The organism is Glutamicibacter bergerei (genome assembly GCF_054495185.1).
This window is the reverse complement of sequence record NZ_CM137131.1, coordinates 2,057,935-2,084,229: the sequence shown is the minus strand read 5'-3', so window position 1 is coordinate 2,084,229 and position 26,295 is coordinate 2,057,935. Positions and strand designations below refer to the sequence as shown.

The following is a 26,295-nucleotide window of genomic DNA, read 5'->3' as shown; positions in this document are numbered from 1 at the left end:
GCACGAAAGTACTCCATATTAAGCGAATATTTCGTGAACTGTGAACGTCTAATCCATGCGTCCTACGCCGGTCACCGTGACCACCGGATATCCGGCCTCATCCGAGGCGTCTAGGGAGATGGTTGCGTTGATTCCCCAGTCGTGGTTTTCTTCCGGATCGGCAAAAATCTGACGTACCTCCCAGATACGATTTGGCTTCTCATTGATCACGAAGAGGTTCGAGCCGCGGCCGTTAGGGCCATCGTCGATATCTTCGTGTTCTTCGAAGTAGCTATCCAGCGCCTCGGCCCAGGCATCTGAATCAAAACCGTTGTGCCCATCAAGTTCGCCCAGCGCCTGATCCTGCTCGTCGGCGAAGAGCTTGACGCGGCGGAACATTTCGTTGCGAACCATCACCTTGAAGGCACGCACATTGGTGGTGAGCTTATCCGGTGCTGGGGGAGTGATCTCGGTTTCTTCGTGCAGCTCACCGCGCGAGAGTTCCTCCCACTCATCCAGGAGTGAGGAGTCGATTTGGCGGATCAATTCGCCGAGCCACTCGATGAGGTCTTCCAGATCTTCGCGCAGCGAATCCTGCGGCACCGTTTGGCGCAAGGCCTTGTAGGCGTCGGTGAGGTAGCGCAGTAGTACGCCCTCGGAGCGAGCCAGCTGGTAATACTGAACGAAGTCTGAGAAGCCCATGGCCCGCTCGTACATGTCTCGCACCACGGACTTCGGCTGAAGCTCGAAGTCTGCAAGCCACGGGGCACCGGACCGGTACTGTTCGAAGGCCGCTTCAAGCTTTTCGGCCAGTGGCTGAGGGTAGGTGACTTCTTCCAAAGCTGCCATACGCGCGTCGTAGTCCAGCCCGTCCGCCTTCATCGCGGCAACGGCTTCACCGCGGGCCTTCTTCTCTTGGCCAGAAAGCACCTGACGCGGCTTCTCCAAGGTTGCCTCGATGACCGAAACCACGTCTAATGCGTAGCTTGGAGAGTCGGGGGAGAAGAGCTCCAGCGCTGCCAGAGCGAAAGGCGAGAGCGGCTGGTTCAGTGCAAAGTTCTGCTGAAGGTGCACCGTCAGCTCGTAGTAGTTGCCGTAGACATCGGGTTCATTGCGGCGAACCACCACACCGGTGGCGATCAGCTCGCGCAGAATGCCTAGGGCGCGTAACTTCAGCTTCCGCTGAGACGCCGGTGTTTCATGATTCTCGGTGAGGATGCGCTTGGCTGCTTCGAAGGCGTTATCTTCGCGTTCCAGCAGGTTCAGTAGCATCGAGTGGGAGACCTGGAAGGAAGACTTCAGCGTTTCCGGATCCGCATGCACGATTTTGTCGTAGGTTTTCTCGCCCCAGGTGACGAAGTTCTGTGGTGGCTTTTTCTTGGGGATCTGCTTGAGTTTGGAGGAGCCTTCGCCGTGCTTCTTCAGCGCCTTTTCCATGGCTTTGTGATTTTCAATGGCATGCTCGGGAGCCTGCACCATTACGGTGCCCGCGGTATCGAAACCTGCGCGTCCGGCGCGTCCGGCAATCTGATGGAATTCACGGGCGTTGAGGGTGCGGGTACGCGTGCCGTCAAATTTGGACAGCGCGGTCATGAGCACGGTGCGGATTGGCACATTGATACCGACACCCAGGGTGTCGGTGCCGCAGATGACCTTGAGCAGCCCGGCCTGAGCGAGCTGCTCAACCAACCGGCGGTACTTAGGCAGCATGCCTGCGTGGTGCACTCCGATGCCATGGCGGACCAGACGGTTCAGCGTCTTACCGAACCCGGGTGCGAATCGGAAGCCTGCTACCAGCTCAGCGATGCGGTCTTTTTCCTCGCGGGTGCATACATTGATGCTCATCAGCCCGGTGGCACGATCGATCGCGTCCAACTGCGAGAAATGCACAATGTAGATGGGGACCTGCTGTGTTTTGATCAGTTCCTCGACGGTTTCCTGTACCGGGTCCAACGAGTAGTAGAAATGCAGGGGGATGGGACGCTCGGAGTGGGCAACGGTGACCGTAGTCTTCCCGGTACGCTCTTCGAGCTCCTTTTCGAAGCGCGAGACATCGCCCAAGGTGGCGCTCATCAGCAAGAACTGCGACTGCGGCAGTTCAATCAATGGTAGCTGCCAAGCCCAACCACGCTGTGGGTCAGCGTAGAAGTGGAACTCATCCATGATGACCACGCCGACATCGGCCCGTGAGCCTTCACGCAAGGCGATGTTAGCCAAGATCTCAGCGGTACAGCAGATGATCGGAGCGTCGGCGTTCACCGAGGAATCACCGGTGACCATGCCAACGTTTTCGGCACCGAAGATCTTACATAGGTCGAAGAACTTCTCCGAGACCAGTGCCTTGATCGGTGCGGTGTAGAAGCTGATTTCATCGCGGGCCATTGCGTAGAAGTGCGCGGCAATGGCGACTAAGGACTTACCTGAGCCGGTGGGCGTCGCCAAAATGACGTTGCTTCCGGCGGCCAAGGCCATGGATGCCTCGTCCTGGGCTGGGTACAAGTCAATGCCACGGGTGGTTACCCAGCGGCCAAATGATTCGTAAATCTCGTCGTCGGAAACGTTCTTGGCATCTGCAGGCAGGTAATCGGTGAGCAACATGATGTTCTAAGCCTATCTCGTTGAGAAGTGTGACCGGGCGCTAGTGCGGTAAGTAGTGTGGGGCTAGGCTGACAAACATGAAGTGGGATCCGAGCAAATACACCGAATTCGCCAATTACCGAGGACGTCCCTACGAAGACCTACTAGGTCAGTTAGGCGAAATCACACCCCAAAGGGTCGTAGACTTGGGCTGTGGGCCAGGCAATAAGACGAGCCTATTGGCGCAGCGTTGGCCCGCCGCACAGGTAACCGGGCTGGATTCCTCCCCGGAGATGATCACCCAGGCTCAAGACACGGCACGTCTAACCAATCTGGACTTTGAGCTGGTTGATGTCCGCCAGTGGCACCCCAACGACGAAGTTGATTTGCTCTTTTCAAACGCAATGCTGCAGTGGTTGCCTGAACACCGCGACTTATTAAAGACGTGGCTCAAGGATTTGAAGACCGGAGCCCACGTGGCTATACAGGTGCCGGGCAACTTCGGCTCTGCATCACACGTGGTGATGCGGCAGCTAGCGGACTCGCATAAATGGGCGGACAAGCTTTCCGGAATACTTCGCCACGACGACGCTGTCAGTGAGCCAGAGGTCTATCAGCGCCTGTTGCTGGATGCAGGCTTCCAGGCCAACGTCTGGGAGACGACCTATCATCAGGTGCTGCTGGGCGAAGACCCAATTCTTGACTGGGTACGTGGCACCGCACTGCTTCCGGTCAAAGCGGCACTCACCGAAGGTGACTACGTGGACTTCGAAGCTGACTATTCACGCGAGGTCGCTGGGCATTACCCGTCGGTTAGCGCACCAGACGGGGCGAAACTCACAAATTTCCCTTTTCGGAGAATCTTCATGATCGGGCGCAAACTGGGCTGAAGAGTGCCGGGTAAGAATATTGCCTGAGATAAGTGCCGGGGCCCGCGGATGAGAACATCCATGGGTCCCGGACTCTAGGTAGAAGTAGCGCTAAATTGGCGCTCACCGGTGGTTACCAGCCGCGCTGGCGCCACTCGTTCAGGTGCGGGCGCTCGGTGCCCACTGTCGTGGATTCACCGTGGCCGGGTAGTACACGCGTCTCATCCGAGAATTTCTCGAATATACGTTCGGATACGTCGTTGATCAGCGACTCGAAACGTTCCTGGTCTTTCTCGGTATTACCTACGCCACCAGGAAAAAGGCTGTCGCCGCTGAAAATGACCTGTTCGCCCGAAGAATCACGTAGGGCGTAGGCAATCGATCCCGGGGTATGGCCGCGAAGGTGAATCGCTTCCAACACCACTTCGCCTACCGTAACGCGGTCGCCGTGGTTCAAACCATGGGTAATCGACACCTCCGCCTCTCTGTTGATACCGGCAACGTCGTCGACTCCCGCATAGGTGGGTACCTTGTAGGTTTCGACGGCAGCGGATAACGCCCGCACATGATCCCAGTGCTGGTGTGTCGTGGCGATGCCTATGACCTGTGGCGGAGGGCCATCCGAAGCGGCGCTGGCAACAAGTCCTTGAATCGCCGGCAGGTCATCTGCAGCATCGATGATCAACTGTTTTCCGCTGGTACGCTCGGTGACCAGATAAACGTTATTATTCATTTCCGAAACGCTCACCGAACGAATCGTGACGTCAGTTAGGAGAAGTTCGCTCATAGGCTTTAGCCTACGCGGGGCAGCCGCCCGAACACGATAGGCTCAGTTAATCACCTCAAGCATTGCACCGAATGGAGCGCCCATGGCTAATCTGGATTTCATCCGCATCGACCCGACGTCGGCAGTGGCCCCATACCAGCAGGTACGCGAACAAATCTTAGCCAGCATCGCCCACGGTGACTTGGCGCCAGGAACAAAACTACCTTCGGTTCGGGCGCTCGCCGGCGAACTTGATCTTGCGGTCAATACCGTGGCAAAAGTCTACAAGGAGCTTGAAGCGCAAGGCGCCGTAGTGACCCGCGGCCGTCATGGCACGATCGTGCAAGCAACGCAAGACCGTGGCGAACAAGAGGTCAGCGATGCCGCCGCCGATCTGGCACGAGTATCCCAGACCTGGTCGGTAAATGAAGAGACCGCGGTAAAGTACCTGCGTGCTGCTTTTAGTTCGCTACCGCGCTAATCAGCTTCCTTCCGGTCACAGGCGGCATTTGAATGCGCCTAGTGCGCAGGCGCAACTTCACCAGTGGTTACCCTTTTTAAGATGCTCAGTTCACAAACGCCGCAGAACCTGTGGCTCATCGCAATTAAAAAAGTATGAAAAATGCTGGCTAACTAGCGGGTAATCAACGAGTACAAAAAAATTGAACCGGCTAACTGTGATCAGATAGCCGGTTCAATACTCGTTATAACTATTTTGCGTCGTGACGGATCTGTCCGACTAGTTCTTCGAGCAGGTCTTCTAAGGTGACCAAACCGGTGACCGCACCCGTCGTTGAATCTCTGACTAGTGCCAGGTGGGCGCCGCTGCGCTGCATTGACTGCAGTGCCGGTCGAACACTTTGCTCCGGAGCGAATTCAGGCAGCACACGGACCACTGCCTCTTCCAAAGGCAGCAAGCGCGAAGTGCCCTTGCGCCCTAGAACATCCTTAATATGCACATATCCAACAGGTTCCCCTGCGCCATCCCTTAGTGGGAAACGAGAGAACCCCAGAGCCGCTGCTTCCTCCACCTGCGCGACGGTCGCGTTAACTGGGAGGGTCTTCACCTGAGCGAAATCGATCGCGACTGAACCGATAGTTCTCGCATCAAAGCTCAACGCTCCCAGAAGCAGGCGTTCATCTTGCCCGTCCAACAATCCACCTTGACGCGATTCGGCAACCATATTGGCTACTTCGTCACGGGTAAAGGTGCTGGCCACCTCGTTCTTGGGTGTCACGCCCATGGCGCGGAGCACCAGGTTACCCATGGCGTTCATGGACCAGAGCACCGGACGCAGGACCTTGACCAAGACAACCATGCTGGGAGCAAGAATCAAAGCCATGCGTTCCGGTCCGGCCAACGCCATATTCTTCGGGACCATTTCCGCAAGAACCACGTGCAGGTATGTCACCAGAGCCAGGGCAATGGCATAGGAGAGCGGATCGATCCACGACACAGGAATACCGATCGATTCGAACGGTCCTGCCACCGCATATTTCACCAGCGGCTTGGTGACGTAGCCTAGCGCGAGCGAACAGACGGTAATGCCAAGCTGGGCGCCAGCCATGACCAATGAAACATTCTCAATGGCCCACAGGGTCATCTTTGCGCTTCGGCTGCCATGCTCGGCCTTCGGCTCGATAATGCTTCGACGTGCCGAGATCAGAGCAAACTCTGCCCCGACAAAGTAGAAGTTCGCTAACAAGAGCAAAATTGTGACGATTATTCCTGTCAGGTCGCTCATCGTGCCTCTTCCTCGTCGAATAGCTCAATAGCGGTGACGTCCAGCGTGGCGATTCTCGGTCCATCGGTGGCATGAACCAGCAAGGTCAGCTCCTTGTGGGGCCTTCCAGGTAAGCCGGGAACCGTGAGAGTTATTGAGTCGCCGATTTGTCCAAGCCGGCCCAGGTGTACCGTGACAAGGCCTGCAAGAGTTTCATAGTCGGAGTCATCCGGAATCTCGCAGCCAATGATTTCATTGGCTTCATAGGAGTGCAGTGAAGCGTCCAGGCGCCATGAGTTTTCAGACAGTGCTTCGGAGGTACTCTCTTCACGGTCATGTTCATCACGCACCTCGCCGACGATCTCTTCGACAAGATCTTCCAGCGTTAGCAATCCTGCGATATCTCCGGTTTCATCGATGAGAATCGCCATCTGGGAACCGGTCTGGCGCAGTTGGTCCATGAGGCCATCAAGTTCAACGGTGTCGGGTACCAAAGTGGCCTGATCCTGGTGTTCGCCTACTGCGGTGAGGTCTCGTTGGTCATGTGGGATGCCAAGAAGCGTACGAATATGTACCAGGCCGTGTACCTCATGCCCATCGGCATTAACCAGTGGGAAGCGAGAGTGGCCAGTTTTCGCGGCCAGCTCAAGCACCTGGTCGACGGTATGAGCGGCATTGACGGTGACCATTCGAGTTCTTGGGGTCATCACATCGTGCGCTCGCCGATTTCCAAAGGCGACCGTACGGCGCAGCATTTCTGCCGTTTCCGAGGGCAGGATTCCTTCGCGTGCCGAGTGTCCGACTAGAGCTACGAGTTCTTCAGCCGAACGCGTGGAAGCGAGTTCTTCCTTCGGTTCGATGCCAAAGCGTCGCACGATCCAGTTGGCGTTGCCATTAAAGAAGGACAACAAAGGTTTTGTCACCGTGGAAAATCCGCGCTGGAATCCCACTACTGCTTTGGCCGTAGCAAATGGTTTGGCAATAGCGAGGTTCTTCGGAACTAATTCCCCGAAGACCATGGTCAGAATGGTAGCAAGCACTAAAGCCAGGCCGATCGAAATTGAACGAGCCATTGCTTCGGAGAGACCGGCCGATTCAAGCGGCCCATCCAGAAGTGCTGCGATAGCTGGCTCGGCGAGAAAGCCGATACCCAGATTGGTCAGGGTGATGCCTAATTGTGCTCCGGAAAGCTGGGTAGACAACGTGCTCATTCCTTTGAGCACTCCGGCTGCGCGCCGGTCTCCCTGATCTGCGGCGTTTTTCACCTCATTGCGGTTGACCGTGATGAGGGCGAACTCGGCAGCTACAAAAAGTCCGCAGGCGAGAATTAGAACTACAGCAATAAGCAGTGAGAACCATTCCATTATTTACACCCCCTGCCGGATTGCGTTCCTGTGGTTTGCATACCTAACAGGGGGATCGGACTGTGATAGCGACTGTCGCTTGTAGCGTTCATCATTCCCTTCTGGTCGGAGTATCTTCCTCCGGCCCAATTACTGACATCTATTATCCGGTAGTTCCCTGTGCGATTCTCCAAAGGAAGCGGGAGTTAACCGAATACCCCACAACCTCACAGAATATTCATAAGTTGCGGATTCGAAGAGGAAGCCAAGGAACGCGGGCTACTTAGACATCAGCAGATAGTCGCGCCGCGCTTTGATCGGATTATGCCGCCGTCGGAGTTCGGGGGTTGCCTGGTGACGAGTCTGGCACCAACGGGGCCGCCCGTATCGACGGGAGGCTCATTTGGTCCGCGGACCCAGAGTCAGCAAGTCGAGCGCTAGTCCTTTGGCATATATGTGACGATTCGGAACACTCATGTGCCAGCGCGCAGAGCGACCGCCACGCTCCCTAAGGCTGCGCGGTTCTAACTGTGGCTCGGGAGCGCCCGGGCCCACCGCAAAGTTTCTTCCGATGGCTGGTCGAGATTCTGACCTGAAGGGTTTGATGTACAGGAGCGCCGCGGGGTTGGCGATCGGCGTGCTATCTCGGTAGTGATGGGGCCTAGAAGGACTCTCGTTGTTCCTGGCCATGGACGCCGGCTTCGGTGTGGATTGCGCGCGGTTAGTTGTCGTCGAAGACGTAGTTCGAATTGCAGGGGAAAGAATCTGTTGATGTTCGCGGGAATGCACCCCACCAAGCCTGCACAAATTGTAGATTCGACCTAGGCGGCACGTCGATTTTGACCCGTTAGCTACCCTAAGGCGGCCGGCAGCGCTTGCTCGAGTGTTTTTAGTGCTTACTCCTGAATTCCTGAAGCGGAGTCAATAAGAGGCAAACGACGCGTAGCCGGTGTCAGCTCAGGCACCAAAGCGATCAACGGATGCGTCCGAGTTTTCCTAAGCCTCGCTCAGATCCGAAGGCAGAGCAATTCAAAGCAGTGAGTCCGAGGCGTTCCAGAGTTGTTCTGCAGTCTGCGAATTGTGCATTTCCGGATTGACCTTCGTCGCAATCCTGCGCGATTCGTAGTAGGCGCCGGGGAGGAAAGTTACTCCAGGGGTACCTTCGGCTAGCCAAACGAGCTGATCTGAACCCTGCGCGGGAGTGACGGTAAAGAGACGCTTGAGCGGGCCATGGTAGATGTACCGCATGAAGTGTGTGGTTTCGCTGGCGAAGCTGCTGGCAACGATACCCGGGTGGAAAGCCACGGCGGTGATGCCTCGTGTTCCGAATCGGTGCTGCAATTCCTGGGTGAAGAGGATATTGGCGAGTTTCGCGTTGCCGTAGGCCCGCTGCGGGGTGTAGCCATCCGCGTTTTGCAGGTCTTCGAGGTTAAGCCGTCCGAAGATCCGCGCAGCCACACTGGCTGTCTGGATAATCGTTGCGCCACCGGCGATGAGTGCCGGCATGAGCAAACGAGTCAGCAGGAATGGGGAAAGGTGATTGACTTGGAAAGTTTTCTCATAGCCAGCGGTGGTCAGGGCGCGCTCGCCCATGATGCCGCCCGCGTTGTTCGCCAGCACGTTGATCTCCGGGTACATCTGAAGAAGTTCTTCGGCGAGCCCTCGTACTTGGGCCAGGTCAGCGAAGTCCGCAACATAACAAGGGATACCGAGCTCTGCGGCGATCTTTCTGGTTTTGCTTTCCGAACGGCCGACGATGACCACTCGATGTCCACGGTCAACCAGCGTGCGTGCAGCGGCCGCGCCTATGCCGTCGCTGCCACCGGTGATGATGATGGTTTTGCTCAAGTTAAACTCATCCCTCATGGTCGACTCTGAAACTCGGCCTCCACTTCCGGAACGACCAGCAGGATCATCCTAACCGAAGAGCGGAGCGGCGGTCAGCGCCCTGCTCCGAGTTTGCGGGCTTGGTCGTCAACGGTTGTTCGCTGCCTTTGGTCAGGTCCTCATGGCATTGCTGCGCAGTGGAGCCGATGCCAGAAGTGCCATTGGGCCAGCACTCCGCTGAACCCGGAATACCGACGAATATCGCCCTTCGTGAAAGTCACCCCGATATGTGCCACATGCCATGTTTATTCGAAGTAGTTTTCGATTAGTATTACCTCGTGGCTATTACTGCAGAAAGCAAAAAACTCGATTTGTCCCGTCTGATCGTTAAGGGTGCGCGCGAGCATAACCTGAAGAACGTGGATGTGGATCTACCTCGTGACGCGATGATCGTCTTTACCGGCCTGTCCGGTTCGGGCAAATCATCACTGGCCTTTGACACGATTTTCGCCGAAGGACAGCGACGCTACGTGGAGTCCCTCTCCGCCTATGCGCGCATGTTCCTCGGGCAGGTCGACAAACCGGACGTAGACTTCATCGAAGGTCTTTCCCCGGCAGTGTCGATCGACCAGAAATCCACGAACCGCAATCCGCGTTCAACCGTTGGCACCATTACCGAGGTGTACGACTACATGCGCCTGCTCTGGGCCCGTGTAGGACACCCACACTGCCCTGAATGCGGTGAGCCAATTTCTAAGCAGACACCACAACAGATTGTTGACCAGCTGCTGGAAATGCCGGAGAAAACACGCTTCCAGGTGCTCGCGCCCGTGGTTCGTGCGCGCAAGGGAGAGTTCGTTGACCTGTTCGCTGAGCTATCCTCCAAGGGCTTTGCCCGCGCGCGAGTAGATGGCAAAACTATTCAGCTTTCAGACCCACCGAAGTTGGGCAAACAGATCAAGCACACCATCGAGGTAGTGGTTGATCGCCTAGCGATTAACGACACGGTGCAACAGCGCTTGACCGACTCGGTAGAAACCGCATTAAACCTTGCCGAAGGCCGTGTGCTGGTGGACTTCGTTGATCTTGAAGAAGATGATCCGAAGCGGGTACGTGCATTCTCCGAGAACCTCGCGTGCCCGAATGAGCACCCGTTGGCTATCGACGAGATTGAGCCGCGCACTTTCTCCTTTAACAACCCCTTCGGCGCATGTTCGGCCTGTAGCGGCATCGGCACCAAGCTTGAGGTTGACGAGCATCTGATCATCCCGGATCCAGAGCTTCCATTGACCGAGGGCGCCATTGCGCCGTGGTCCCTAGGTAAGGCGACTACCGAGTACTGGAACCGTCTGATTGAAGGTCTAGGTAAGGAGCTGGGGTTCACCATGGACACCGCCTGGCAAGACCTTCCGGCTGCCGCGCGCCAGGCAATCTTGCACGGCAAGGATCATAAGGTGGTCGTGCAGTACAAGAATCGCTTTGGCCGCGAACGTAAGTACTCCACCGGCTTCGAAGGTGTCATCTCCTATGTTCACCGTAAGCATCAGGAGACCGAGTCGGATCACGCTCGTGACCGTTATGAGCAGTACATGCGTCAGATCCACTGCCCGACCTGTGGTGGGGCGCGACTCAACCCGGCCTCACTGTCGGTGCTGATTGGTGGCAAGTCGATCGCCGCGGTGGCAGCAATGGACCTGCGTTCGGCCGCAGAATTCCTGACGAGTCTGGAACTGAGCGAGCGCGAGGCGCAGATCGCCAACCAGGTTCTGAAGGAAATCGGCGCCCGCATGAAGTTCTTGCTAGACGTGGGGTTGGAATACTTGACCCTTGAACGTGCAGCCGGCACCTTGTCCGGTGGTGAAGCTCAGCGTATTCGTCTAGCCACACAAATCGGTTCCGGGCTGGTGGGTGTCCTCTACGTTTTGGACGAGCCATCCATTGGATTGCACCAGCGTGATAATCGCCGGTTAATTGAAACTTTGTTGCACTTGCGTTCGCTGGGCAACACTCTCATCGTGGTTGAACATGATGAGGACACCATCGCCGAGGCCGACTGGATCGTTGACATTGGGCCGGGCGCCGGTGAACACGGTGGCGAGGTAGTGCACTCAGGCTCGCTGGAAGATCTGAAGAAAAACACCCGCTCCCTGACGGGTGACTACCTCTCGGGACGTAAGCAGATTGAGTTGCCGGCCAAGCGCCGAAAGATCGATAAAAAACGTGTACTGAAGCTGGTGGGCGCGAAAGAAAACAACCTGCAAGATGTCACGGTGGACTTCCCTCTGGGCGTGCTCACCGCCATTACCGGTGTCTCTGGTTCGGGTAAGTCGACTCTCGTTAACGACATCTTGTACAAGGTGCTGGCCAATAAGCTCAATGGCGCCAAGCAGGTTCCCGGCCGCCACACCCGTGTGGTGGGTCTGGACCAGCTGGACAAGGTTGTGCATGTTGACCAGTCGCCAATTGGCCGAACCCCGCGTTCAAACCCGGCCACTTACACCGGTGTGTTTGATAACATTCGTAAGCTTTTCGCAGAAACTAACGAAGCGAAGCTACGCGGTTACCAGCCTGGTCGGTTCTCCTTTAACGTCAAGGGCGGACGCTGTGAGTCATGCTCGGGTGACGGCACGCTAAAGATCGAAATGAACTTCCTTCCTGACGTGTACGTACCGTGCGAGGTCTGCCATGGAGCGCGCTACAACCGCGAAACCTTACAGGTGCTCTACAAGGGCAAGAACATTTCAGATGTGCTGAACATGCCGATTTCAGAGGGCGCCGAATTCTTCGCTGCCTTCACCCCGATCGCCCGCCACCTGCGCACCCTAGTCGACGTGGGGCTTGGTTATGTGCGTCTGGGGCAGCCGGCCACCACGCTGTCCGGTGGTGAAGCGCAGCGCGTGAAGCTTGCCGCAGAACTGCAGAAACGCTCTAATGGTCGCTCCATTTACGTGTTGGACGAGCCGACCACTGGGTTGCACTTCGAAGACATCCGTAAGCTGCTCAAGGTTCTGCAAGGATTGGTCGACAAGGGTAATACGGTGTTGACCATTGAACACAACCTTGATGTCATCAAGTCCGCTGACTGGGTGATCGACTTGGGTCCTGAAGGCGGTTCCGGCGGTGGCACCATTCTGGCGACCGGTAGCCCGGAGCAAGTGGCGAAGGTTGCCGCTTCACATACTGGAAAGTTCCTTTCCGAAGTTCTCTAGTTCAACAATTCACTACTGAAGCGGACCCACTGAATATGCGATTTCAGTTATGGATTGCTTACGTGAGTCCGCTTCATGGGAAGATGTCTAGGTGAATATGTCGGTAACAAGTGTGCTCTTTGATCTGGACGGGACTCTCGTGGACCCGGCAGGTTCCATAACATCCGGAATTCGTCATGCCCTAGTGGCCAATGGCGTCACCGATCCGGGGGAGGAAGCTGTCGAAGCGTTAGTGGGTCCACCCCTGCAAATCGGGTTGCGCACTCTGGACGGTGTCACCGATGGGAATATCGACCAGATCATCGCCGATTACCGGGCCCGATACGCCAAAGTTGGCATGGCAGCGTCCCGGGTTTATCCGGGTATTCGCGAACTTTTGAAAGCTCTGCGAGAAGCCGGGATCTATGTGGCGGTCACTACCGCCAAGCCAGAACCTATCGCGCGAGAGCTGATTAGCAAGCAGAACCTCGGCCCGTCGCTAGATGCAATCTTTGGCAACGCATCAGAGCACGGTTCCATGGGATCGAGCAAAACCCATATTGTCCACGCCGCGCTCACCGCAGGTAAGCTGGACCCGGCGCGCTGCGTGGTTGTGGGGGATCGGTACTACGATCTCGACGCCGCTCGTGAAAATTCGGTTGCCTCTATTGGTGTCAGCTGGGGTTTCGCGCTTGAAAACGAATTAGACGTGGCCGACCACCAGGTAGCTACCGTGCAAGAACTTGCGGTGCTACTGCTTGGTGAAGAACGTGCGGCACGGTTTGAAGGACAATTGATGCAGGAGGGCCAGAAGTAATGAGTCTTTACACTATGACCCGCTCATCTATTCGCGGGATGCTGCACACCCTGTGCCGCCCGGAAATCACCGGCCTGCATAACGTGCCCAAGGAAGGCGGCTTCATCGTCGCCTCAAATCACCTCTCTTTTCTGGACTCGATTATCGTCCAGGCACTCACCCCACGAGATGTCGCTTTTTTTGCGAAGGCGGAGTATTTCACCACGCCGGGTCTTAAAGGCAAAGCCATGAAGACCTTCTTCGAGTCTGTAGGTTCTATCCCTGTGCAGCGTGGTGAGCAGGCAGCTTCCGTGGCAGCCTTGGACTCGTTAGTTGAGATCGTTGAAAGCGGAAGCGGAATCGGTATTTATCCAGAAGGTACGCGTTCCCGTGACGGGAAGCTGTACCGAGGCCGTACTGGCGTGGGATGGTTGGCGCTGACCACAGGTGTTCCTGTGATCCCCGTGGGATTGATCGGCACAGAAAAGCTTCAGCCTGCGGGTGCGAAGGGGATTCGCCCCACCAAATTCTCCATTCATTACGGCGAACCGTTGTACTTCGAGCAGTTGGGACGTAAACACCCGCTGCCGGAGCGTCGTCGTGCCACCGACAGGATTGTCGACGCAATTGCCGAACTAAGCGGACAGGAACGCGTCGACTCGTACAACCAGCTGCCACCGGACGCGAAGTAGTTATGGCAGATCCAGCCACTTACCGTCCCCAATCATCGGATATCCCCACTAAACCCGGTGTCTATCGTTTCCGCGACGAGCACGGTCGGGTAATTTATGTCGGCAAAGCCCGTGTGTTACGCAACCGGTTGGCCTCCTACTTCGTTAACCCACAGCGGCTAACGGCTAAAACTCGTGCGATGGTATTCACCGCGGCGAGTGTTGAATGGACCACCGTAGGCTCGGAGCTTGAAGCACTGCAGCTGGAATACACCTGGATCAAGGAATACACCCCACGCTTTAACATCGTCTTCCGAGACGACAAAACCTACCCGTACCTGGCAATAACGATGAATGAGAAGTTCCCTCGTGCCTTGGTGATGCGGGGAGACAAACGTAAGGGCGTCAAATACTTTGGCCCGTTTTACCCAGCCAAAGCAATTCGCGAAACGCTCGACACTCTTTTGCGTGTATTCCCGGTCCGCACCTGCGCACCGGGCGTTTTTAAACGCGCCGAAGCGTCGGGCCGCCCTTGCCTGCTGGGCTATATCGACAAGTGCTCCGCGCCCTGTGTGGGTCGTATCAGTCCCGAGGAACACCGGGAACTAGCAGATGACCTTTGCACTTTTATGGGTGGTGAAGCAGGGAAATTCACGCGCCAACTCACCAGTCAAATGCAAGAGGCAGTGGGTAAGCTCGAGTACGAAAAGGCCGCGCGCTACCGTGATGACATTGCTGCGTTGAATAAGGTCTTCGAACGTAATGCCGTGGTTCTTGCCGAGAATACCGAGGCTGATGTTTTCGGTATTCATGCAGATGAACTCGAAGCTGCCGTGCAGGTCTTCCACGTACGAGACGGCAGAATTCGTTCACAACGCGGCTGGGTCGTGGAAAAGGTTGCGGACCTAACCGACGCCGAATTTGTGGAGCAATTACTCACTCAGGTTTATGCCGATCATGCGGACCGGATCCCACGCGAGGTACTGGTCCCTACCTTGCCTGACGATATTGAAGACGTAACAACCTGGCTGACCGAACTGCGTGGATCCAATGTTTCACTGCGGGTCGCACAGCGCGGTGACAAAGCGGCACTGGCCTCGACCGTGGTTGAAAACGCCGAACAAGCATTACGTCTGCACAAGTCCAGACGCGCCGGAGATATTTCGACTCGTTCGGCCGCAATGCAAGAACTCCAGGAAGCCCTGGGTGCGGAAACTGCGCTCTTACGTATCGAATGTTACGACGCTTCGCATACGCAGGGAACCAACGTAGTCGCCTCGATGGTGGTCTTTGAAGACGGGCTGCCGAAGAAGAGCGAGTATCGAAAATTCTCTATCACCGGCGACGCGGCGAGAGATGATACGGCCAGCATGTATGACGTCATCTACCGTCGTTTCAACAGATATCTGAAAGAAAAACTTGACCCGGATACGTTTAGTACCGGGGAAGTTGAGGCTGGAACGACCGAGAAGAGAAAATTCGCTTACCCCCCGTCGTTAGTGATTGTTGACGGTGGTCCGCCACAGGTAGCGGCCGCTCAGAAAGCCCTAGATGACTTGGGTATTGATGATATTCCGGTGGTCGGTCTAGCGAAACGTCTCGAAGAGCTCTGGTTGCCTGAAGATCCGTTCCCGGTGATTCTGCCTCGTGCTTCAGCAGCTCTATATCTAGTACAGCGACTGCGCGACGAAGCGCACCGTTTCGCCATTACGTTCCACCGGGCGAAGCGTTCTAAGTCGATGATTTCTTCGGATTTGGACGCTATTAACGGTTTGGGCAAGTCCAAACAGGAAGCGTTGCGTAAACATTTCGGGTCCATGAAAAAGATCCGTACTGCGACGCTGGAACAACTTATGGAAGTCCCCGGAGTCGGGGAAAAACTTGCGACTTCCATCAAGGAATCCTTAGAAGATACTTCACGTGCGGGTGTGAACATGACTACCGGTGAAATTGTCGACTAGCCTTGAGTTATGACCACCGAGTATGAAGCTGTAAAACCTCCGGAATCCGAGCTCGTGATCGTCACGGGCATGTCTGGCGCGGGACGAACCACTGTTGCCCATGCGCTAGAAGACCTTGGCTGGTACGTGGTGGAGAACCTCCCACCATCGATGCTGGGCATGCTCACCGAGCTGATGAGTCGATCGCGTGGAACCATTGCACGGCTTGCAGTGGTCATGGACGTTCGCTCGAAGGATTTGTTCCCAGAGATTCGTGAATCTTTGGCCCTGCTGACCAGTGGCGGGGTGAAGTACCGCATGGTTTATCTGGATGCCAGCGACGAAGTCCTGGTTCGCCGGTTCGAACAGGGTCGCCGCCCGCACCCGTTGCAGGAAGACGGGCGTATCCTCGACGGTATTCAACGTGAGCGTGACGTTACAGGACCACTGCGTGAAGCTGCCGAACTGATCTTGGACTCGACCTCAATGTCGGTCCATGACCTTGCGCGTTCGGCCACCGAGCTGTTTGCTGAATCTGGGCCAATTATTCTGCGTATTAACGTGATGAGCTTTGGGTTCAAATATGGTCTTCCTACCGACGCCAACTACGTGGCGGATGTACGTTTCATTCCGAATCCACACTGGGTTCCCGAGCTACGCCCGCAGACCGGAAAAGACAAAGAAGTCTCAGATTACGTCTTGAGTCAGCCGGGGACCAATGAATTTATCACTAATTACCTGAAGGCACTTGAACCTGTATTTGAGGGCTACCGCCGCGAAAACAAGCACTATGCCACCATCGCTGTGGGTTGCACCGGCGGTAAGCACCGTTCAGTCGCGACTACCATCGAATTGGGGCGTCGCTTGGCGCAGCTGCCAAATGTGCGAGTGAATATCACGCACCGTGATCTAGGCCGGGAGTAGTCTTCGATGGCATTCGCAACGGGACCGATCCCGATTCAGGGTCTTACCCGGCCCGATGATATGCGCAACCCTTCGGTGGTTGCGTTGGGTGGAGGACATGGTCTGTCCGCCTCACTTTCGGCACTTCGCCGACTAACTACCGAATTGACCGCGGTAGTGACGGTAGCAGACGACGGTGGCAGCTCAGGTCGCTTACGCGGCTCCTTTGACGTCTTGCCTCCAGGAGATTTGCGCATGGCGCTCGCAGCGCTCTGTGACGATAATGACTGGGGCCGCACTTGGCGCGATGTCATGCAACACCGGTTTAAATCGGATGAGCATCCCGAAGAACCGCTCAATGGTCACGCGGTGGGTAACCTGCTGATTCTCGCACTTTGGGAACTGCTGGATAATCCAGTGGCCGGCTTGCGCTGGGCCGGTGCGCTATTGGGCGCACGCGGTCAGGTACTTCCGATGAGCACCGTTCCTTTGTCCATTCATGGTGAAGTCCTTGAAGCGGACGAAGTGACCGATACCTTAATTAAGAGACGCATTGACGGGCAAGCCCGACTGGCAGCTGCCGGGGGTGGGGGACTGGTCGCTAACGTTCATCTCGAACCAGTTGATGCGCCTGCTTGTTCCGAAGCGTTGGACGCGATTGAGCTGGCCGACTGGGTCATCCTTGGCCCAGGGTCTTGGTATACCTCGGTGTTGCCACATTTATTGCTACCCGATATGCGTCAGGCCCTTGCCGACACAACCGCTAAAAAACTGCTGACGATGAACTTGGCCACGGACACCGCGGAAACCAGTGGAATGGACGCTGCAGCGCATCTTGAAGTATTAGGACGCTACGCTCCAGAAGTAAAATTTGATGCGATTATCGCAGATGAAGCGCGGATTCGTAACAAGGAGAGATTTGAGCTGGCAGCGCAAAAACTCGGTGCGCGTGTCTTCTTTAGTAGAGTAGGGGTATCTGACGGTCGTGCCGAGCACGACCCGTTGCGCTTAGCGGCGGCCTATCATGAGGTGTTTACCGCAATAGGGTCCTAATCGGATCTATGTAAGGGAGTTTGATTCATGGCATTGACGGCTTCCGTCAAAGACGAGCTGTCGCGGGTTGAGATTCGCAAGCCATCGGTACGTAAGGCCGAGGTTTCGACCATGCTCCGCTTCAGCGGCGGACTACATATTGTCTCCGGGCGAATAGTTATCGAGGCCGAGGTTGACTTGGCTGCGACCGCTCGCAGACTCAAGGTCGCCATTGGCGAGCTCTACGGGCACGACGCAGAGATTGTCATGGTCTCTGGTTCCGGAATCCGCAAGGGTAGTCGATACATCGTGCGCGTTGCCAAGGATGGCGAAGTTTTAGCGCGGCAGACCGGCCTGCTAGATCAGCGTGGACGTCCCGTGCGTGGGCTTCCCTCGGTGATTGTTAACGGTTCCACCGCGGATGCGGAAGCGGTCTGGCGCGGTGCGTTCTTATCGCATGGTTCGTTGACCGAACCTGGACGCAGTTCCGCATTAGAAATCACTTGCCCTGGGCCGGAAGCCGCACTGGCTCTGGTCGGTGCTGCTCGACGTCTTGACCTCACCGTTAAAGCGCGCGAGGTACGTGGCGTGGACCGCGTGGTCATTCGCGATGGCGATGCTATCGCTCAGCTTTTGACCCGTATGGGTGCACATGATGCACTCATGGTGTGGGAGGAACGTCGGATGCGTAAAGAGGTTCGCGCAACCGCGAACCGCCTAGCGAACTTCGACGATGCTAACCTGCGCCGCAGTGCACAGGCCGCCGTAGCTGCCGGCGCCCGTGTAGAGCGGGCGCTAGAAATTCTTGGTGACGAGGTGCCCGAGCATCTGCGTTACGCCGGAGTCCTGCGTCTGGAGCACAAGCAAGCGTCATTGGACGAGCTGGGTCGCATGGCCGAGCCGCCGATGACCAAAGACGCGATCGCCGGTCGCATTCGCCGCCTTTTGGCGATGGCTGATAAAAAAGCCGGTGATATGGGAATACCTGGCACTGAGTCCAGTGTTCCAGTAGATGAACTGGAACAGTAAAAATTGTCCCCGCGGGAGACCTTCCGCGGAGATTCAACCAATTGAGAAGATTGAGGAGAATCATGGCTGTTTATTCACTGCCTGAATTGCAGTACGACTACGCTGCACTAGAGCCGAACATCTCGGCTCGCATCATGGAGCTGCACCACTCGAAGCACCACGCAACCTACGTTGCTGGCGCAAACTCGGCGTTGGAGCAGTTGGCAGAAGCTCGCGAAAAGGGCGAATTCGGTAACATCCCGAAGCTTTCGAAGGACCTGGCGTTCCACTTGGGTGGACACACCAACCACTCGATCTTCTGGAACAACCTCTCCCCAGAGGGTGGCGACAAGCCAGTCGGCGAGTTGGCAGCAGCCCTGGACGAGTTCTTCGGCTCGTTCGACGCTTTCCGCGGCCACTTCACCGCTTCGGCCATGAGTCTGCAGGGTTCGGGTTGGGCAATCTTGGCTTACGAGCCACTGGGCGGCCAGCTGGTCATCGAGCAGCTCTACGATCAGCAGGGCAACGTTCCAGTCGGAACCATCCCACTGTTGATGCTGGACATGTGGGAGCACGCCTTCTACCTGGACTACGTCAACGTTAAGGCTGACTACGTCAAGGCCTTCTGGAACATCGTGAACTGGGCAGATGTCCAGGCACGCTTCGAAGCAGCCCGCACCGGCGCCGCTTCGCTCATCGTTCCAGGTAAGTAATTTTCATTGAATTAACCTTCGGGTAATTCACCTCACATTTTCCGCGTTTATCGCGTAGAATGTTTCAAGTGTGTTGCGGACCTCGCGTCTAGCGAGGTCCGCAATCACGGCACAACGGAGTGTCCTCTTAGATAAGCAGGCCACCTCCGTGAAAAGCACGGTTGTGGCAACGTCATCCCATTTAGAGGAGATAGTCACGTGACAACTCGTGTTGGAATCAATGGTTTCGGTCGAATCGGACGCAACTTCCTGCGTGCAACTCTTGCACACAACGCAGACATCGACATCGTCGCCGTCAATGACCTTGGTTCAATCGATTCCCTTGCTCACCTGGTGAAATTTGATTCCGTGCTCGGCCCAGTCGGCCAGCCGGTATCCGTAGACGGCGATACCATCGTCGTCGGAGAACGTCGCATCAAGGTTCTGTCCGAGCGCGACCCGGCAAACCTTCCATGGGGCGAGATGAACGTCGATGTCGTCATCGAATCGACGGGCTTCTTCACCAAAGCCGAAGACGCCAAGAAGCACATTGCTGCTGGCGCAAAAAAAGTCATCATCTCGGCTCCGGCCAAGGATGAAGACATCACTATCGTGATGGGTGCCAACCACGAGAAGTATGATCCGGCAAACCACCACATCATCTCCAATGCTTCATGCACCACCAACTGCTTGGCCCCTATGGCCAAGGTGTTGAATGATGAATTCGGCATTGTTGACGGTCTAATGACCACCATTCACGCCTACACCGCAGACCAGCGCCTGCAAGATGCCCCGCATAGCGATCCTCGCCGTGCGCGTGCCGCAGCGCTGAATGTCATCCCAACTTCCACCGGTGCCGCCAAGGCCATCGGTGTGGTCCTGCCAGAGTTGAAGGGCAAGCTCAACGGTTACGCCATGCGCGTGCCGGTTCCAACGGGCTCAGCTACCGACCTGACGGTCAACCTGGCACGTACCGCCACCGTGGAAGAGATCAACGCGGCCTTCGAGAAGGCTGCAACCGAAGGCAAGATGGCTGAGTACCTTGAGTACTCGACCGATCCATTGGTTTCCTCGGATATTGTGACGAACTCTCACTCGGCTATTTTTGACTCTGGTTTGACTACGGTGATCGGCAATACCGCCAAGGTTGTGGCATGGTACGACAACGAGTGGGGTTACTCTTCGCGACTCGTTGACCTTGTTGAATTCGTGGGATCAAGCCTCTAGTCGATAACCTAGAGACATGACTTCTCACACTCTCGACGATTTACTCGCTGACGGTGTCCGCGGGCGGTACGTTTTGGTTCGTAGTGACCTGAATGTACCGCTCGACGGGGCGACCGTAACTGATGACGGACGCGTACGCGCGTCCCTTCCGGTGATCACCAAACTGACCGAGGCTGGCGCCAAGGTCATTGTGATGGCGCACCTGGGCCGCCCAAAGGGTCAGGTCGATTCGAAGTATTCCATCGCTCCGGCAGCACATCGGTTGAACGAGTTATCCGACTTTGAGGTCAGTGTAGCAACCGACGTTGTGGGCGATTCTGCTCGCGAGTCCGCTGCAGCGCTGACCGAAGGTTCGGTTCTCGTACTTGAAAACGTGCGTTTCGACGCTCGCGAAACCTCCAAGGTGGATGCCGAGCGCGAGGAATTCGCTAAGGCCTTGACTCTGCTGACCGGCGATAACGGCGCGTATGTGAACGATGCCTTTGGCGCGGTTCACCGTAAGCACGCTTCGGTCTTCGACATTGCGGCTTTGCTGCCTAGCTATCAGGGCGATCTCGTCGCTACTGAGATCAAGGTTCTCAAGACCCTAACCGAGGCTCCGAAGCGTCCCTACGTTGTCGTTTTGGGCGGTTCAAAGGTTTCGGACAAGCTTGCGGTCATTGACAACTTGCTTGGCAAAGCAGATCAGTTGCTGATCGGTGGAGGCATGGCGTTCACCTTCCTGAAGGCTCAGGGGCACGCTATTGGCGGATCCTTGCTTGAAGAAGATCAGATTTCTGTCTGCCAGGAATACCTGACCCGAGCTGAAAAGCTTGGCTGCGACATCATTGTTCCTAGTGACGTGGTGGTGGCCAGCAAGTTTGGTGCCGACGCCGAGCACGAGGTGCTTGACGCCGACAAGATCGAGGACGCAAGCTTCGGCGCTAACGGTTTGGGCTTGGACATTGGTCCAAAGTCTGCGGAACTGTTCGCCAGCTACATCACGAGTGCAAACACGGTGTTCTGGAACGGCCCAATGGGCGTCTTTGAAATCCCAGCTTTTGCCGAGGGTACCCGTACGGTGGCCCAGGCTCTGGCTGATTCCGAGGCGTTCAGCGTAGTTGGCGGTGGCGATTCTGCTGCTGCGGTACGTGCATTGGGCTTCTCTGAGGATGATTTCGGCCATATTTCCACTGGTGGCGGAGCGTCACTTGAATACCTTGAAGGTAAGACCCTGCCCGGTGTTGCCGCTTTGGAAGGCTAAATTATGACGATGTCGAATAACGGCGCCTATGTGCGTCAGCCGCTAATTGCCGGCAACTGGAAGATGAACATGGACCACGTCCAGGGCATCACTCTGGTGCAGAAATTGGCGTGGACTCTGAAGGATGCACAGCACGACTATGATCGCGCTGAGGTTGCGGTGTTCCCACCGTTTACCGACATCCGTGGTGTGCAGACCCTGACCCTTGGCGATAAGCTGGATGTCGTTTATGGCGCTCAGGATTTGTCCGCCCAGGATTCGGGTGCGTACACCGGAGAAATTTCCGGTCAGTTCCTGAACAAGCTCGGTTGCAGCTATGTGCTGGTTGGCCACTCGGAGCGACGTGAGTACCACAACGAGACCAACGCAGTGGTGGCCGCGAAGCTTACCGCCGCTTACCGCCACGAGGTGACCCCGGTACTTTGTGTTGGGGAAGGCCTTGAGGTGCGTCAGGCAAGCGAACACGTTGCTTACACGCTGACACAGCTTGCCGAGTCGTTGGAGGGCATTACCGCCGAGCAGGCAGCAACCCTGGTTGTAGCCTACGAACCGGTATGGGCCATTGGAACCGGTGAAGTTGCCGGACCAGCAGACGCTCAGGAAATGTGTTCCGCGATTCGTGGGGCACTGACGGAGCGTTTCGGTGAAGAAGTTGCGCAGAAGGCGCGCCTGCTTTACGGTGGCAGTGTCAAGGCTGCAAACGCCGCCGCAATCATGCGCGAACGAGATGTTGATGGCGTGTTGGTCGGTGGTGCTAGCTTGGATGCCGAAGAATTTGCTAATATTGTAAGGTTCGAGCACCATCTGGTCACCGACTGAATCTAATTAAGGAACCGTCGACTTGGATATCATCAAGATCATTCTGCAAGTACTACTGGGCATTACCAGTGTCTTGCTAACCCTCCTGATCCTGCTTCATAAGGGTCGAGGCGGCGGTATGTCCGACATGTTCGGTGGCGGCATGACCAGCTCGATGGGTTCGTCAGGCGTTGCCGAGCGCAACCTGAACCGAATCACCATTATTTTGGGTCTGGTCTGGGGCGCCGTCATTATCGGTCTGGCGCTAGTGATGCGATTTAGCGTCGAGTCATAAGCGACTAAAATTTGAGGGTCTCACGTAAGTGGGACCCTCAAATTCGTTAAGCTTGCGTGCATCCTGTTAACGTAGCTGCCCAAATCGATCAGTATCTACGGTGGAGCCGAGCACCAGCACCCGATCGCCTTCATTGAGCACGGTGTCTACATCGGTGTTCTGCCAGATACCTGTTCCGCTGGCCTTGGCCGCGATGGTCACCCGGTACTTTTTTCTTGTCTGAGTTTCGCTCAACGGAATCCCACAGAGAGACTTTGGCGCCAGCATCTTAACCATGGCGTATCCGGGGTCCACTTCCAGGTAATCCATGATTGACCCGCGGACCAGGTGGGCCACCCTGCGGCCCATGTCTTTTTCTGGATAGACGATATGGTTAACGCCGAGTTGCTCAAGTATCAGCCCATGCCTGTCATCTTGCGCCTTCGCCCAAATCAGCGGAATCTTCATGCTCACAAGTAGAGAACAGCACAAGATTGAGGACTGCAGGTGGCTGCCCACGGCAACAACTACTCGGTCAAAGTCATGGATGGCTAGCTGTTCAAGAACCTCCCGGCGGGAGGCATCGGCCTTGACTACCTGCGTCAATTCGCCATTGAGCGCCTGAACATTGTCCTCATGCTGGTCAATACCCAATACATGAGTGCCGGTTTTCATCAGCTCTAACGCAAGTGAACTGCCAAAGCGGCCCAACCCAATGACAGCCACCGAATCGGCAGTGGCGGCAATCTTCGATTCTGAACGGAAATTTAGTAGCTTAGCCAATGGCCGGCCTTTCTTTGGGGAGCTCATAGAGAGCGTTTCGATTGCGCAGGGCTAGTGCAGAGCCTAGGGAAAGCACTCCCACGCGCCCCAGATACATCAGAGTTATCAACACTGCTTTGGCCGCGTCGGGCAGGTCCGCGGTGATGCCCGTACTCAGCCCGACGGTACCAAAAGCCGACGACGCTTCGAAGAGGCAACGATCCAGTGAGTAGTCGGTAAACAACACCAAGCACATAGTCCCGGCAAAAACTGCTGCGGCACCCAGTAATGCAACGGTGAGCGCTTGGCGATGGACCGAACGTGAGAGACGTTTGCCCAACACGTTCACGGCAGCATCTCCACGTAGCTCAGTAATGATGATGAATGCCAAGACCGCAACCGTCGTGATCTTTATGCCACCAGCAGTACCAGCCGGTCCGGCGCCGATAAACATGAGCACATCCATGCCTAGCCAGGTTGCCGGATGCATGGCTCCGATGTCGATGGAGTTGAAACCCGCGGTACGCGTCTGCACTGATTGGAAGAATCCGGCCAAGAGGCGGCCTGCTGGATCCAGTGCTCCGAGCGTCTTGGGGTTGTTCCATTCCATTATTGTGATGAATGCGGTGCCGCCGACGAGCAGAATCGCTGTCATCAGCAAGACCAGTCGAGTATTCATACTCCATTTCAGGGTGTTCGAACCGTAACGGCGCAGCTGTACGAGCACGGGGAATCCTAGACCGCCGAGGATGATGGCAAAGCTGATCGGTAGGCTAATCCACGGGTCGTCAACAAAGCCCATGAGATTATCCGAATACAAGGCAAAGCCGGCATTGTTAAAGGCCGAGATCGAATGGAATGCGCCATGCCACAGGGCCAACGGCAAGCTGTGGTCGTAGCTGAGCCAGAACCGGATGGCCAACACACAGGCCGTGAGTGCTTCGATGGACAGGGACAGGAATAACACCGTCTTCGCGGCGGTGCGGATATCCTGCCCACTGAGTGCGCTGCTTTCGCGTTGACTGGAGAGCCGGGTAAGCGTGCCAATTTTTCCCATCAACAACATGCTCAACAGCGACGCGACGAGCATGATCCCTAAGCCACCGAGCTGGATGAGCACAATGATGATGATTTTGCCGAAGAGCGTGTAGTAGGTCGCCGTGTCCACCACGGTCAGCCCGGTCACGCAGACTGCGGAAGTCGCGGTGAAAATCGCATCGACCAAGGAAGTGAATTGGCCTTCGCTGTTCGCCCACGGACTAGCTAGCAATAAGCCGCCAACAAGAATCGCACCTAAGAATCCCAATGCGACGACCTGGGCTGGTTGTGCCAGTGAAATTTGTCCCCGGCTGTGCGGGGGTCTAGATGAATTTGCGCGCATAGTTTCACATCGTTCGAAGTTGCATCGTGCTTATGCGCGTGCGGGAGTAACGAATGAAATACTACGCCTGAACCGTGTTTTGTCTAGTGTGATTTGTAGCGCATATTAGCGGCTCAAAAAGCGAAGGGACCAAGCGTAGCGGAAGCCCCGATTGTCACCCCTCTGGGTTGTTTTCGAGGGGTGACTAATCGTCGGTTTTGTGCCCGACTACGCCGCGGAGACACGCTTACCAGGGCCCATGTTGTGGGTCAACTAAGTGCGCTGTCCACGAGTTCAGCAACGCGTTGTGCCGTACCCCAGGAGAGGGTCACTCCCGCACCACCATGGCCGTAGGCAGCCACCACTGGCAGCGGGTGGCCCGAGACGAGTTCTAAACGGATGCTCGCTCGTGCCGGACGCAAGCCAACCTTATGCTCGAGAACTTGTAGTCCTGCCAGTTCCGGCACCAGCGCGGTGGCACGGCACAGGATTTGTGTTGCGGTAGCTGGGTCAACTTCTTGGTTCCAGTCATGGGCGGTGTCGGTGCCGCCGACAATAATGTCGTCACGCCGCGGAATAATGTAGCTAACCCCATCCGGATAGTCATCGTCGCACAACCAACTTCTCAGGTTATTCGGGTTCGCCAGTCGGAGGACCTGGCCACGAATTGGGTACACCGTATCGTCATCGCCCAGTAGCTCGCCGCCACGCAAGCCGCCGGCGATCACCACTACGTCGGCGTCATGCTCCAGCTCTTTAAGTTCCTTGATGGTCTCATGGATGAAAGTCACTCCCAGCTTTTCCACCTCGTGTTTCAGCCACAACAGATAGGTGCTCATTGTGATGATGGGAACCGTTGCATAGGCTCCGGCGAAGGCGCCTTCGGGCAGATCTGCTGGGGGTGCCTCACTCACGTTTGCCACGATTTTTGTCCATGAGCGGTCGGCTCCAGGCACATGGTCGACGTTTAATCCGGTGCGCAAATCCACCCCGGTCTCGGCGATGTCAGCTAGCTGTTCAAAGCGCGCCAGGGAGCGGGCAAGTAACAGGTCCGCGGCGGGGGAGTTCTCGGAATGGTAGGGGAACCAGATGGCGGCGGCTACCGCCGAGACGGTTTCTAAGCTGTCTTGATCGGCGATCACGGTGACTTGGTGGCCGGCACTTGCTAACTCATGGGCGCTGGATAACCCGATGACGCCGGCGCCGATCACCGTAATTCGAGTTGGCTGTTCTGAATGTGCGAGGGAACTCAAGGGAAGTCCTTTCAAATCACAAAAACCGGTGCTTCCCACACATGGGAAACACCGGTTTTTGTC

General features: G+C 56.3%; 22 protein-coding genes. 14 read left to right on the top strand and 8 right to left on the bottom strand.

From position 1 onward, the window contains the following. Nucleotides 1-48: 48 nt before the first annotated feature. Nucleotides 49-2,577, bottom strand: a complete 2,529-nt coding sequence (locus ACX5K5_RS09620) for a DEAD/DEAH box helicase (RefSeq protein WP_443450203.1) — start codon at nt 2,575-2,577, stop codon at nt 49-51. A gap of 77 nt (nt 2,578-2,654) precedes the next feature. Here ACX5K5_RS09620 and ACX5K5_RS09615 point away from each other — a divergent pair, with 77 nt between their 5' ends. Further along, nucleotides 2,655-3,446: a methyltransferase domain-containing protein gene (locus ACX5K5_RS09615; protein ID WP_096254566.1), complete on the top strand. Its 792-nt coding sequence runs from the start codon at nt 2,655-2,657 to the stop codon at nt 3,444-3,446. Between the two features lie 112 nt (nt 3,447-3,558). Here the strand turns inward: ACX5K5_RS09615 and ACX5K5_RS09610 are convergent, their stop codons facing one another. Further along, on the bottom strand, nt 3,559-4,212 hold the full coding sequence (locus ACX5K5_RS09610; RefSeq protein WP_096254567.1) for an MBL fold metallo-hydrolase: 654 nt from the start codon (nt 4,210-4,212) through the stop codon (nt 3,559-3,561). Nucleotides 4,213-4,294: 82 nt separating this feature from the next. On the opposite strand from ACX5K5_RS09610, the gene ACX5K5_RS09605 reads away from it, so the two are divergent. Further along, complete coding sequence (locus ACX5K5_RS09605; RefSeq protein WP_346059266.1) at nt 4,295-4,672, top strand: GntR family transcriptional regulator; 378 nt, start codon at nt 4,295-4,297, stop codon at nt 4,670-4,672. Nucleotides 4,673-4,901: 229 nt separating this feature from the next. On the opposite strand, the gene ACX5K5_RS09600 is transcribed toward ACX5K5_RS09605, so the two are convergent. The 3 genes from ACX5K5_RS09600 to ACX5K5_RS09590 all read right to left on the bottom strand — a co-directional run bounded on the left by ACX5K5_RS09600 (nt 4,902) and on the right by ACX5K5_RS09590 (nt 9,124). Next, nucleotides 4,902-5,936 carry a hemolysin family protein gene (locus ACX5K5_RS09600; protein ID WP_096254569.1) on the bottom strand — a complete coding sequence of 345 codons (1,035 nt, stop codon included), beginning with the start codon at nt 5,934-5,936 and terminating at the stop codon, nt 4,902-4,904. Continuing rightward, nucleotides 5,933-7,279 (bottom strand): hemolysin family protein, encoded by a 1,347-nt coding sequence (locus ACX5K5_RS09595; protein ID WP_443450209.1) that lies wholly within the window; start codon nt 7,277-7,279, stop codon nt 5,933-5,935. Before ACX5K5_RS09595 ends, ACX5K5_RS09600 begins: the two co-directional genes overlap by 4 nt. Nucleotides 7,280-8,287: 1,008 nt before the next feature. Further along, nucleotides 8,288-9,124, bottom strand: coding sequence for an SDR family NAD(P)-dependent oxidoreductase (locus tag ACX5K5_RS09590; protein WP_459174336.1), 837 nt, complete (start codon nt 9,122-9,124; stop codon nt 8,288-8,290). Between the two features lie 299 nt (nt 9,125-9,423). Between ACX5K5_RS09590 and uvrA the strand changes: the two genes are divergently transcribed. The 12 genes from uvrA to secG all read left to right on the top strand — a co-directional run bounded on the left by uvrA (nt 9,424) and on the right by secG (nt 22,878). Continuing rightward, nucleotides 9,424-12,294 carry an excinuclease ABC subunit UvrA gene (gene uvrA, locus ACX5K5_RS09585; protein WP_096254572.1) on the top strand — a complete coding sequence of 957 codons (2,871 nt, stop codon included), beginning with the start codon at nt 9,424-9,426 and terminating at the stop codon, nt 12,292-12,294. Between the two features lie 97 nt (nt 12,295-12,391). After that, nucleotides 12,392-13,090 (top strand): HAD hydrolase-like protein, encoded by a 699-nt coding sequence (locus tag ACX5K5_RS09580; protein ID WP_240520457.1) that lies wholly within the window; start codon nt 12,392-12,394, stop codon nt 13,088-13,090. Next, nucleotides 13,090-13,761 (top strand): lysophospholipid acyltransferase family protein, encoded by a 672-nt coding sequence (locus tag ACX5K5_RS09575; RefSeq protein ID WP_096254573.1) that lies wholly within the window; start codon nt 13,090-13,092, stop codon nt 13,759-13,761. Before ACX5K5_RS09580 ends, ACX5K5_RS09575 begins: the two co-directional genes overlap by 1 nt. A 2-nt stretch (nt 13,762-13,763) precedes the next feature. Further along, nucleotides 13,764-15,701 (top strand): excinuclease ABC subunit UvrC, encoded by a 1,938-nt coding sequence (gene uvrC / locus ACX5K5_RS09570; RefSeq protein ID WP_459174335.1) that lies wholly within the window; start codon nt 13,764-13,766, stop codon nt 15,699-15,701. Nucleotides 15,702-15,710: 9 nt separating this feature from the next. Beyond that, nucleotides 15,711-16,604, top strand: a complete 894-nt coding sequence (gene rapZ / locus ACX5K5_RS09565; protein WP_096254575.1) for an RNase adapter RapZ — start codon at nt 15,711-15,713, stop codon at nt 16,602-16,604. 6 nt (nt 16,605-16,610) lie between these two features. Continuing rightward, entirely contained in the window at nt 16,611-17,636 is a 1,026-nt protein-coding gene (locus ACX5K5_RS09560) for a gluconeogenesis factor YvcK family protein (RefSeq protein ID WP_188685845.1), read from the top strand. Between the two features lie 27 nt (nt 17,637-17,663). Beyond that, entirely contained in the window at nt 17,664-18,644 is a 981-nt protein-coding gene (gene whiA / locus ACX5K5_RS09555; RefSeq protein ID WP_096254577.1) for a DNA-binding protein WhiA, read from the top strand. A 62-nt stretch (nt 18,645-18,706) separates the two neighbouring features. Beyond that, nucleotides 18,707-19,336 (top strand): superoxide dismutase, encoded by a 630-nt coding sequence (locus tag ACX5K5_RS09550; RefSeq protein WP_096254578.1) that lies wholly within the window; start codon nt 18,707-18,709, stop codon nt 19,334-19,336. A 198-nt stretch (nt 19,337-19,534) separates the two neighbouring features. Then, nucleotides 19,535-20,542 (top strand): type I glyceraldehyde-3-phosphate dehydrogenase, encoded by a 1,008-nt coding sequence (gene gap / locus ACX5K5_RS09545; protein WP_096254579.1) that lies wholly within the window; start codon nt 19,535-19,537, stop codon nt 20,540-20,542. Between the two features lie 16 nt (nt 20,543-20,558). Next, complete coding sequence (locus ACX5K5_RS09540) at nt 20,559-21,785, top strand: phosphoglycerate kinase (protein ID WP_096254580.1); 1,227 nt, start codon at nt 20,559-20,561, stop codon at nt 21,783-21,785. Nucleotides 21,786-21,788: 3 nt separating this feature from the next. Then, entirely contained in the window at nt 21,789-22,604 is an 816-nt protein-coding gene (gene tpiA / locus ACX5K5_RS09535) for a triose-phosphate isomerase (RefSeq protein WP_096254581.1), read from the top strand. 22 nt (nt 22,605-22,626) lie between these two features. After that, nucleotides 22,627-22,878, top strand: a complete 252-nt coding sequence (gene secG / locus ACX5K5_RS09530; RefSeq protein WP_096254582.1) for a preprotein translocase subunit SecG — start codon at nt 22,627-22,629, stop codon at nt 22,876-22,878. Nucleotides 22,879-22,944: 66 nt separating this feature from the next. On the opposite strand, the gene ACX5K5_RS09525 is transcribed toward secG, so the two are convergent. From ACX5K5_RS09525 to ACX5K5_RS09515, 3 genes are all read right to left on the bottom strand, one after another. Continuing rightward, nucleotides 22,945-23,640, bottom strand: coding sequence for a potassium channel family protein (locus ACX5K5_RS09525; protein WP_188685878.1), 696 nt, complete (start codon nt 23,638-23,640; stop codon nt 22,945-22,947). Then, on the bottom strand, nt 23,633-25,000 hold the full coding sequence (locus tag ACX5K5_RS09520; protein ID WP_459174334.1) for a TrkH family potassium uptake protein: 1,368 nt from the start codon (nt 24,998-25,000) through the stop codon (nt 23,633-23,635). The genes ACX5K5_RS09525 and ACX5K5_RS09520 overlap by 8 nt, the downstream gene beginning before the upstream one ends. 248 nt (nt 25,001-25,248) lie before the next feature. Further along, complete coding sequence (locus ACX5K5_RS09515; protein ID WP_096254585.1) at nt 25,249-26,232, bottom strand: FAD-dependent oxidoreductase; 984 nt, start codon at nt 26,230-26,232, stop codon at nt 25,249-25,251. Between the last annotated feature and the right edge of the window lie 63 nt (nt 26,233-26,295).

Excerpts from the sequence above, each read along its gene's own strand:
- ACX5K5_RS09600 (WP_096254569.1), bottom strand. The coding sequence starts at position 5,936 with ATGAGCGACCTGACAGGAATAATCGTCACAATTTTGCTCTTGTTAGCG.
- ACX5K5_RS09580 (WP_240520457.1), top strand. The coding sequence starts at position 12,392 with ATGTCGGTAACAAGTGTGCTCTTTGATCTGGACGGGACTCTCGTGGAC.
- ACX5K5_RS09610 (WP_096254567.1), bottom strand. The coding sequence starts at position 4,212 with ATGAGCGAACTTCTCCTAACTGACGTCACGATTCGTTCGGTGAGCGTT.
- ACX5K5_RS09520 (WP_459174334.1), bottom strand. The coding sequence starts at position 25,000 with ATGCGCGCAAATTCATCTAGACCCCCGCACAGCCGGGGACAAATTTCA.
- ACX5K5_RS09540 (WP_096254580.1), top strand. The coding sequence starts at position 20,559 with ATGACTTCTCACACTCTCGACGATTTACTCGCTGACGGTGTCCGCGGG.
- ACX5K5_RS09620 (WP_443450203.1), bottom strand. The coding sequence starts at position 2,577 with ATGTTGCTCACCGATTACCTGCCTGCAGATGCCAAGAACGTTTCCGAC.
- ACX5K5_RS09575 (WP_096254573.1), top strand. The coding sequence starts at position 13,090 with ATGAGTCTTTACACTATGACCCGCTCATCTATTCGCGGGATGCTGCAC.
- uvrC (WP_459174335.1), top strand. The coding sequence starts at position 13,764 with ATGGCAGATCCAGCCACTTACCGTCCCCAATCATCGGATATCCCCACT.
- rapZ (WP_096254575.1), top strand. The coding sequence starts at position 15,711 with ATGACCACCGAGTATGAAGCTGTAAAACCTCCGGAATCCGAGCTCGTG.
- tpiA (WP_096254581.1), top strand. The coding sequence starts at position 21,789 with ATGACGATGTCGAATAACGGCGCCTATGTGCGTCAGCCGCTAATTGCC.
- whiA (WP_096254577.1), top strand. The coding sequence starts at position 17,664 with ATGGCATTGACGGCTTCCGTCAAAGACGAGCTGTCGCGGGTTGAGATT.
- ACX5K5_RS09615 (WP_096254566.1), top strand. The coding sequence starts at position 2,655 with ATGAAGTGGGATCCGAGCAAATACACCGAATTCGCCAATTACCGAGGA.
- ACX5K5_RS09595 (WP_443450209.1), bottom strand. The coding sequence starts at position 7,279 with ATGGAATGGTTCTCACTGCTTATTGCTGTAGTTCTAATTCTCGCCTGC.
- ACX5K5_RS09605 (WP_346059266.1), top strand. The coding sequence starts at position 4,295 with ATGGCTAATCTGGATTTCATCCGCATCGACCCGACGTCGGCAGTGGCC.
- ACX5K5_RS09550 (WP_096254578.1), top strand. The coding sequence starts at position 18,707 with ATGGCTGTTTATTCACTGCCTGAATTGCAGTACGACTACGCTGCACTA.
- ACX5K5_RS09590 (WP_459174336.1), bottom strand. The coding sequence starts at position 9,124 with ATGAGGGATGAGTTTAACTTGAGCAAAACCATCATCATCACCGGTGGC.
- ACX5K5_RS09560 (WP_188685845.1), top strand. The coding sequence starts at position 16,611 with ATGGCATTCGCAACGGGACCGATCCCGATTCAGGGTCTTACCCGGCCC.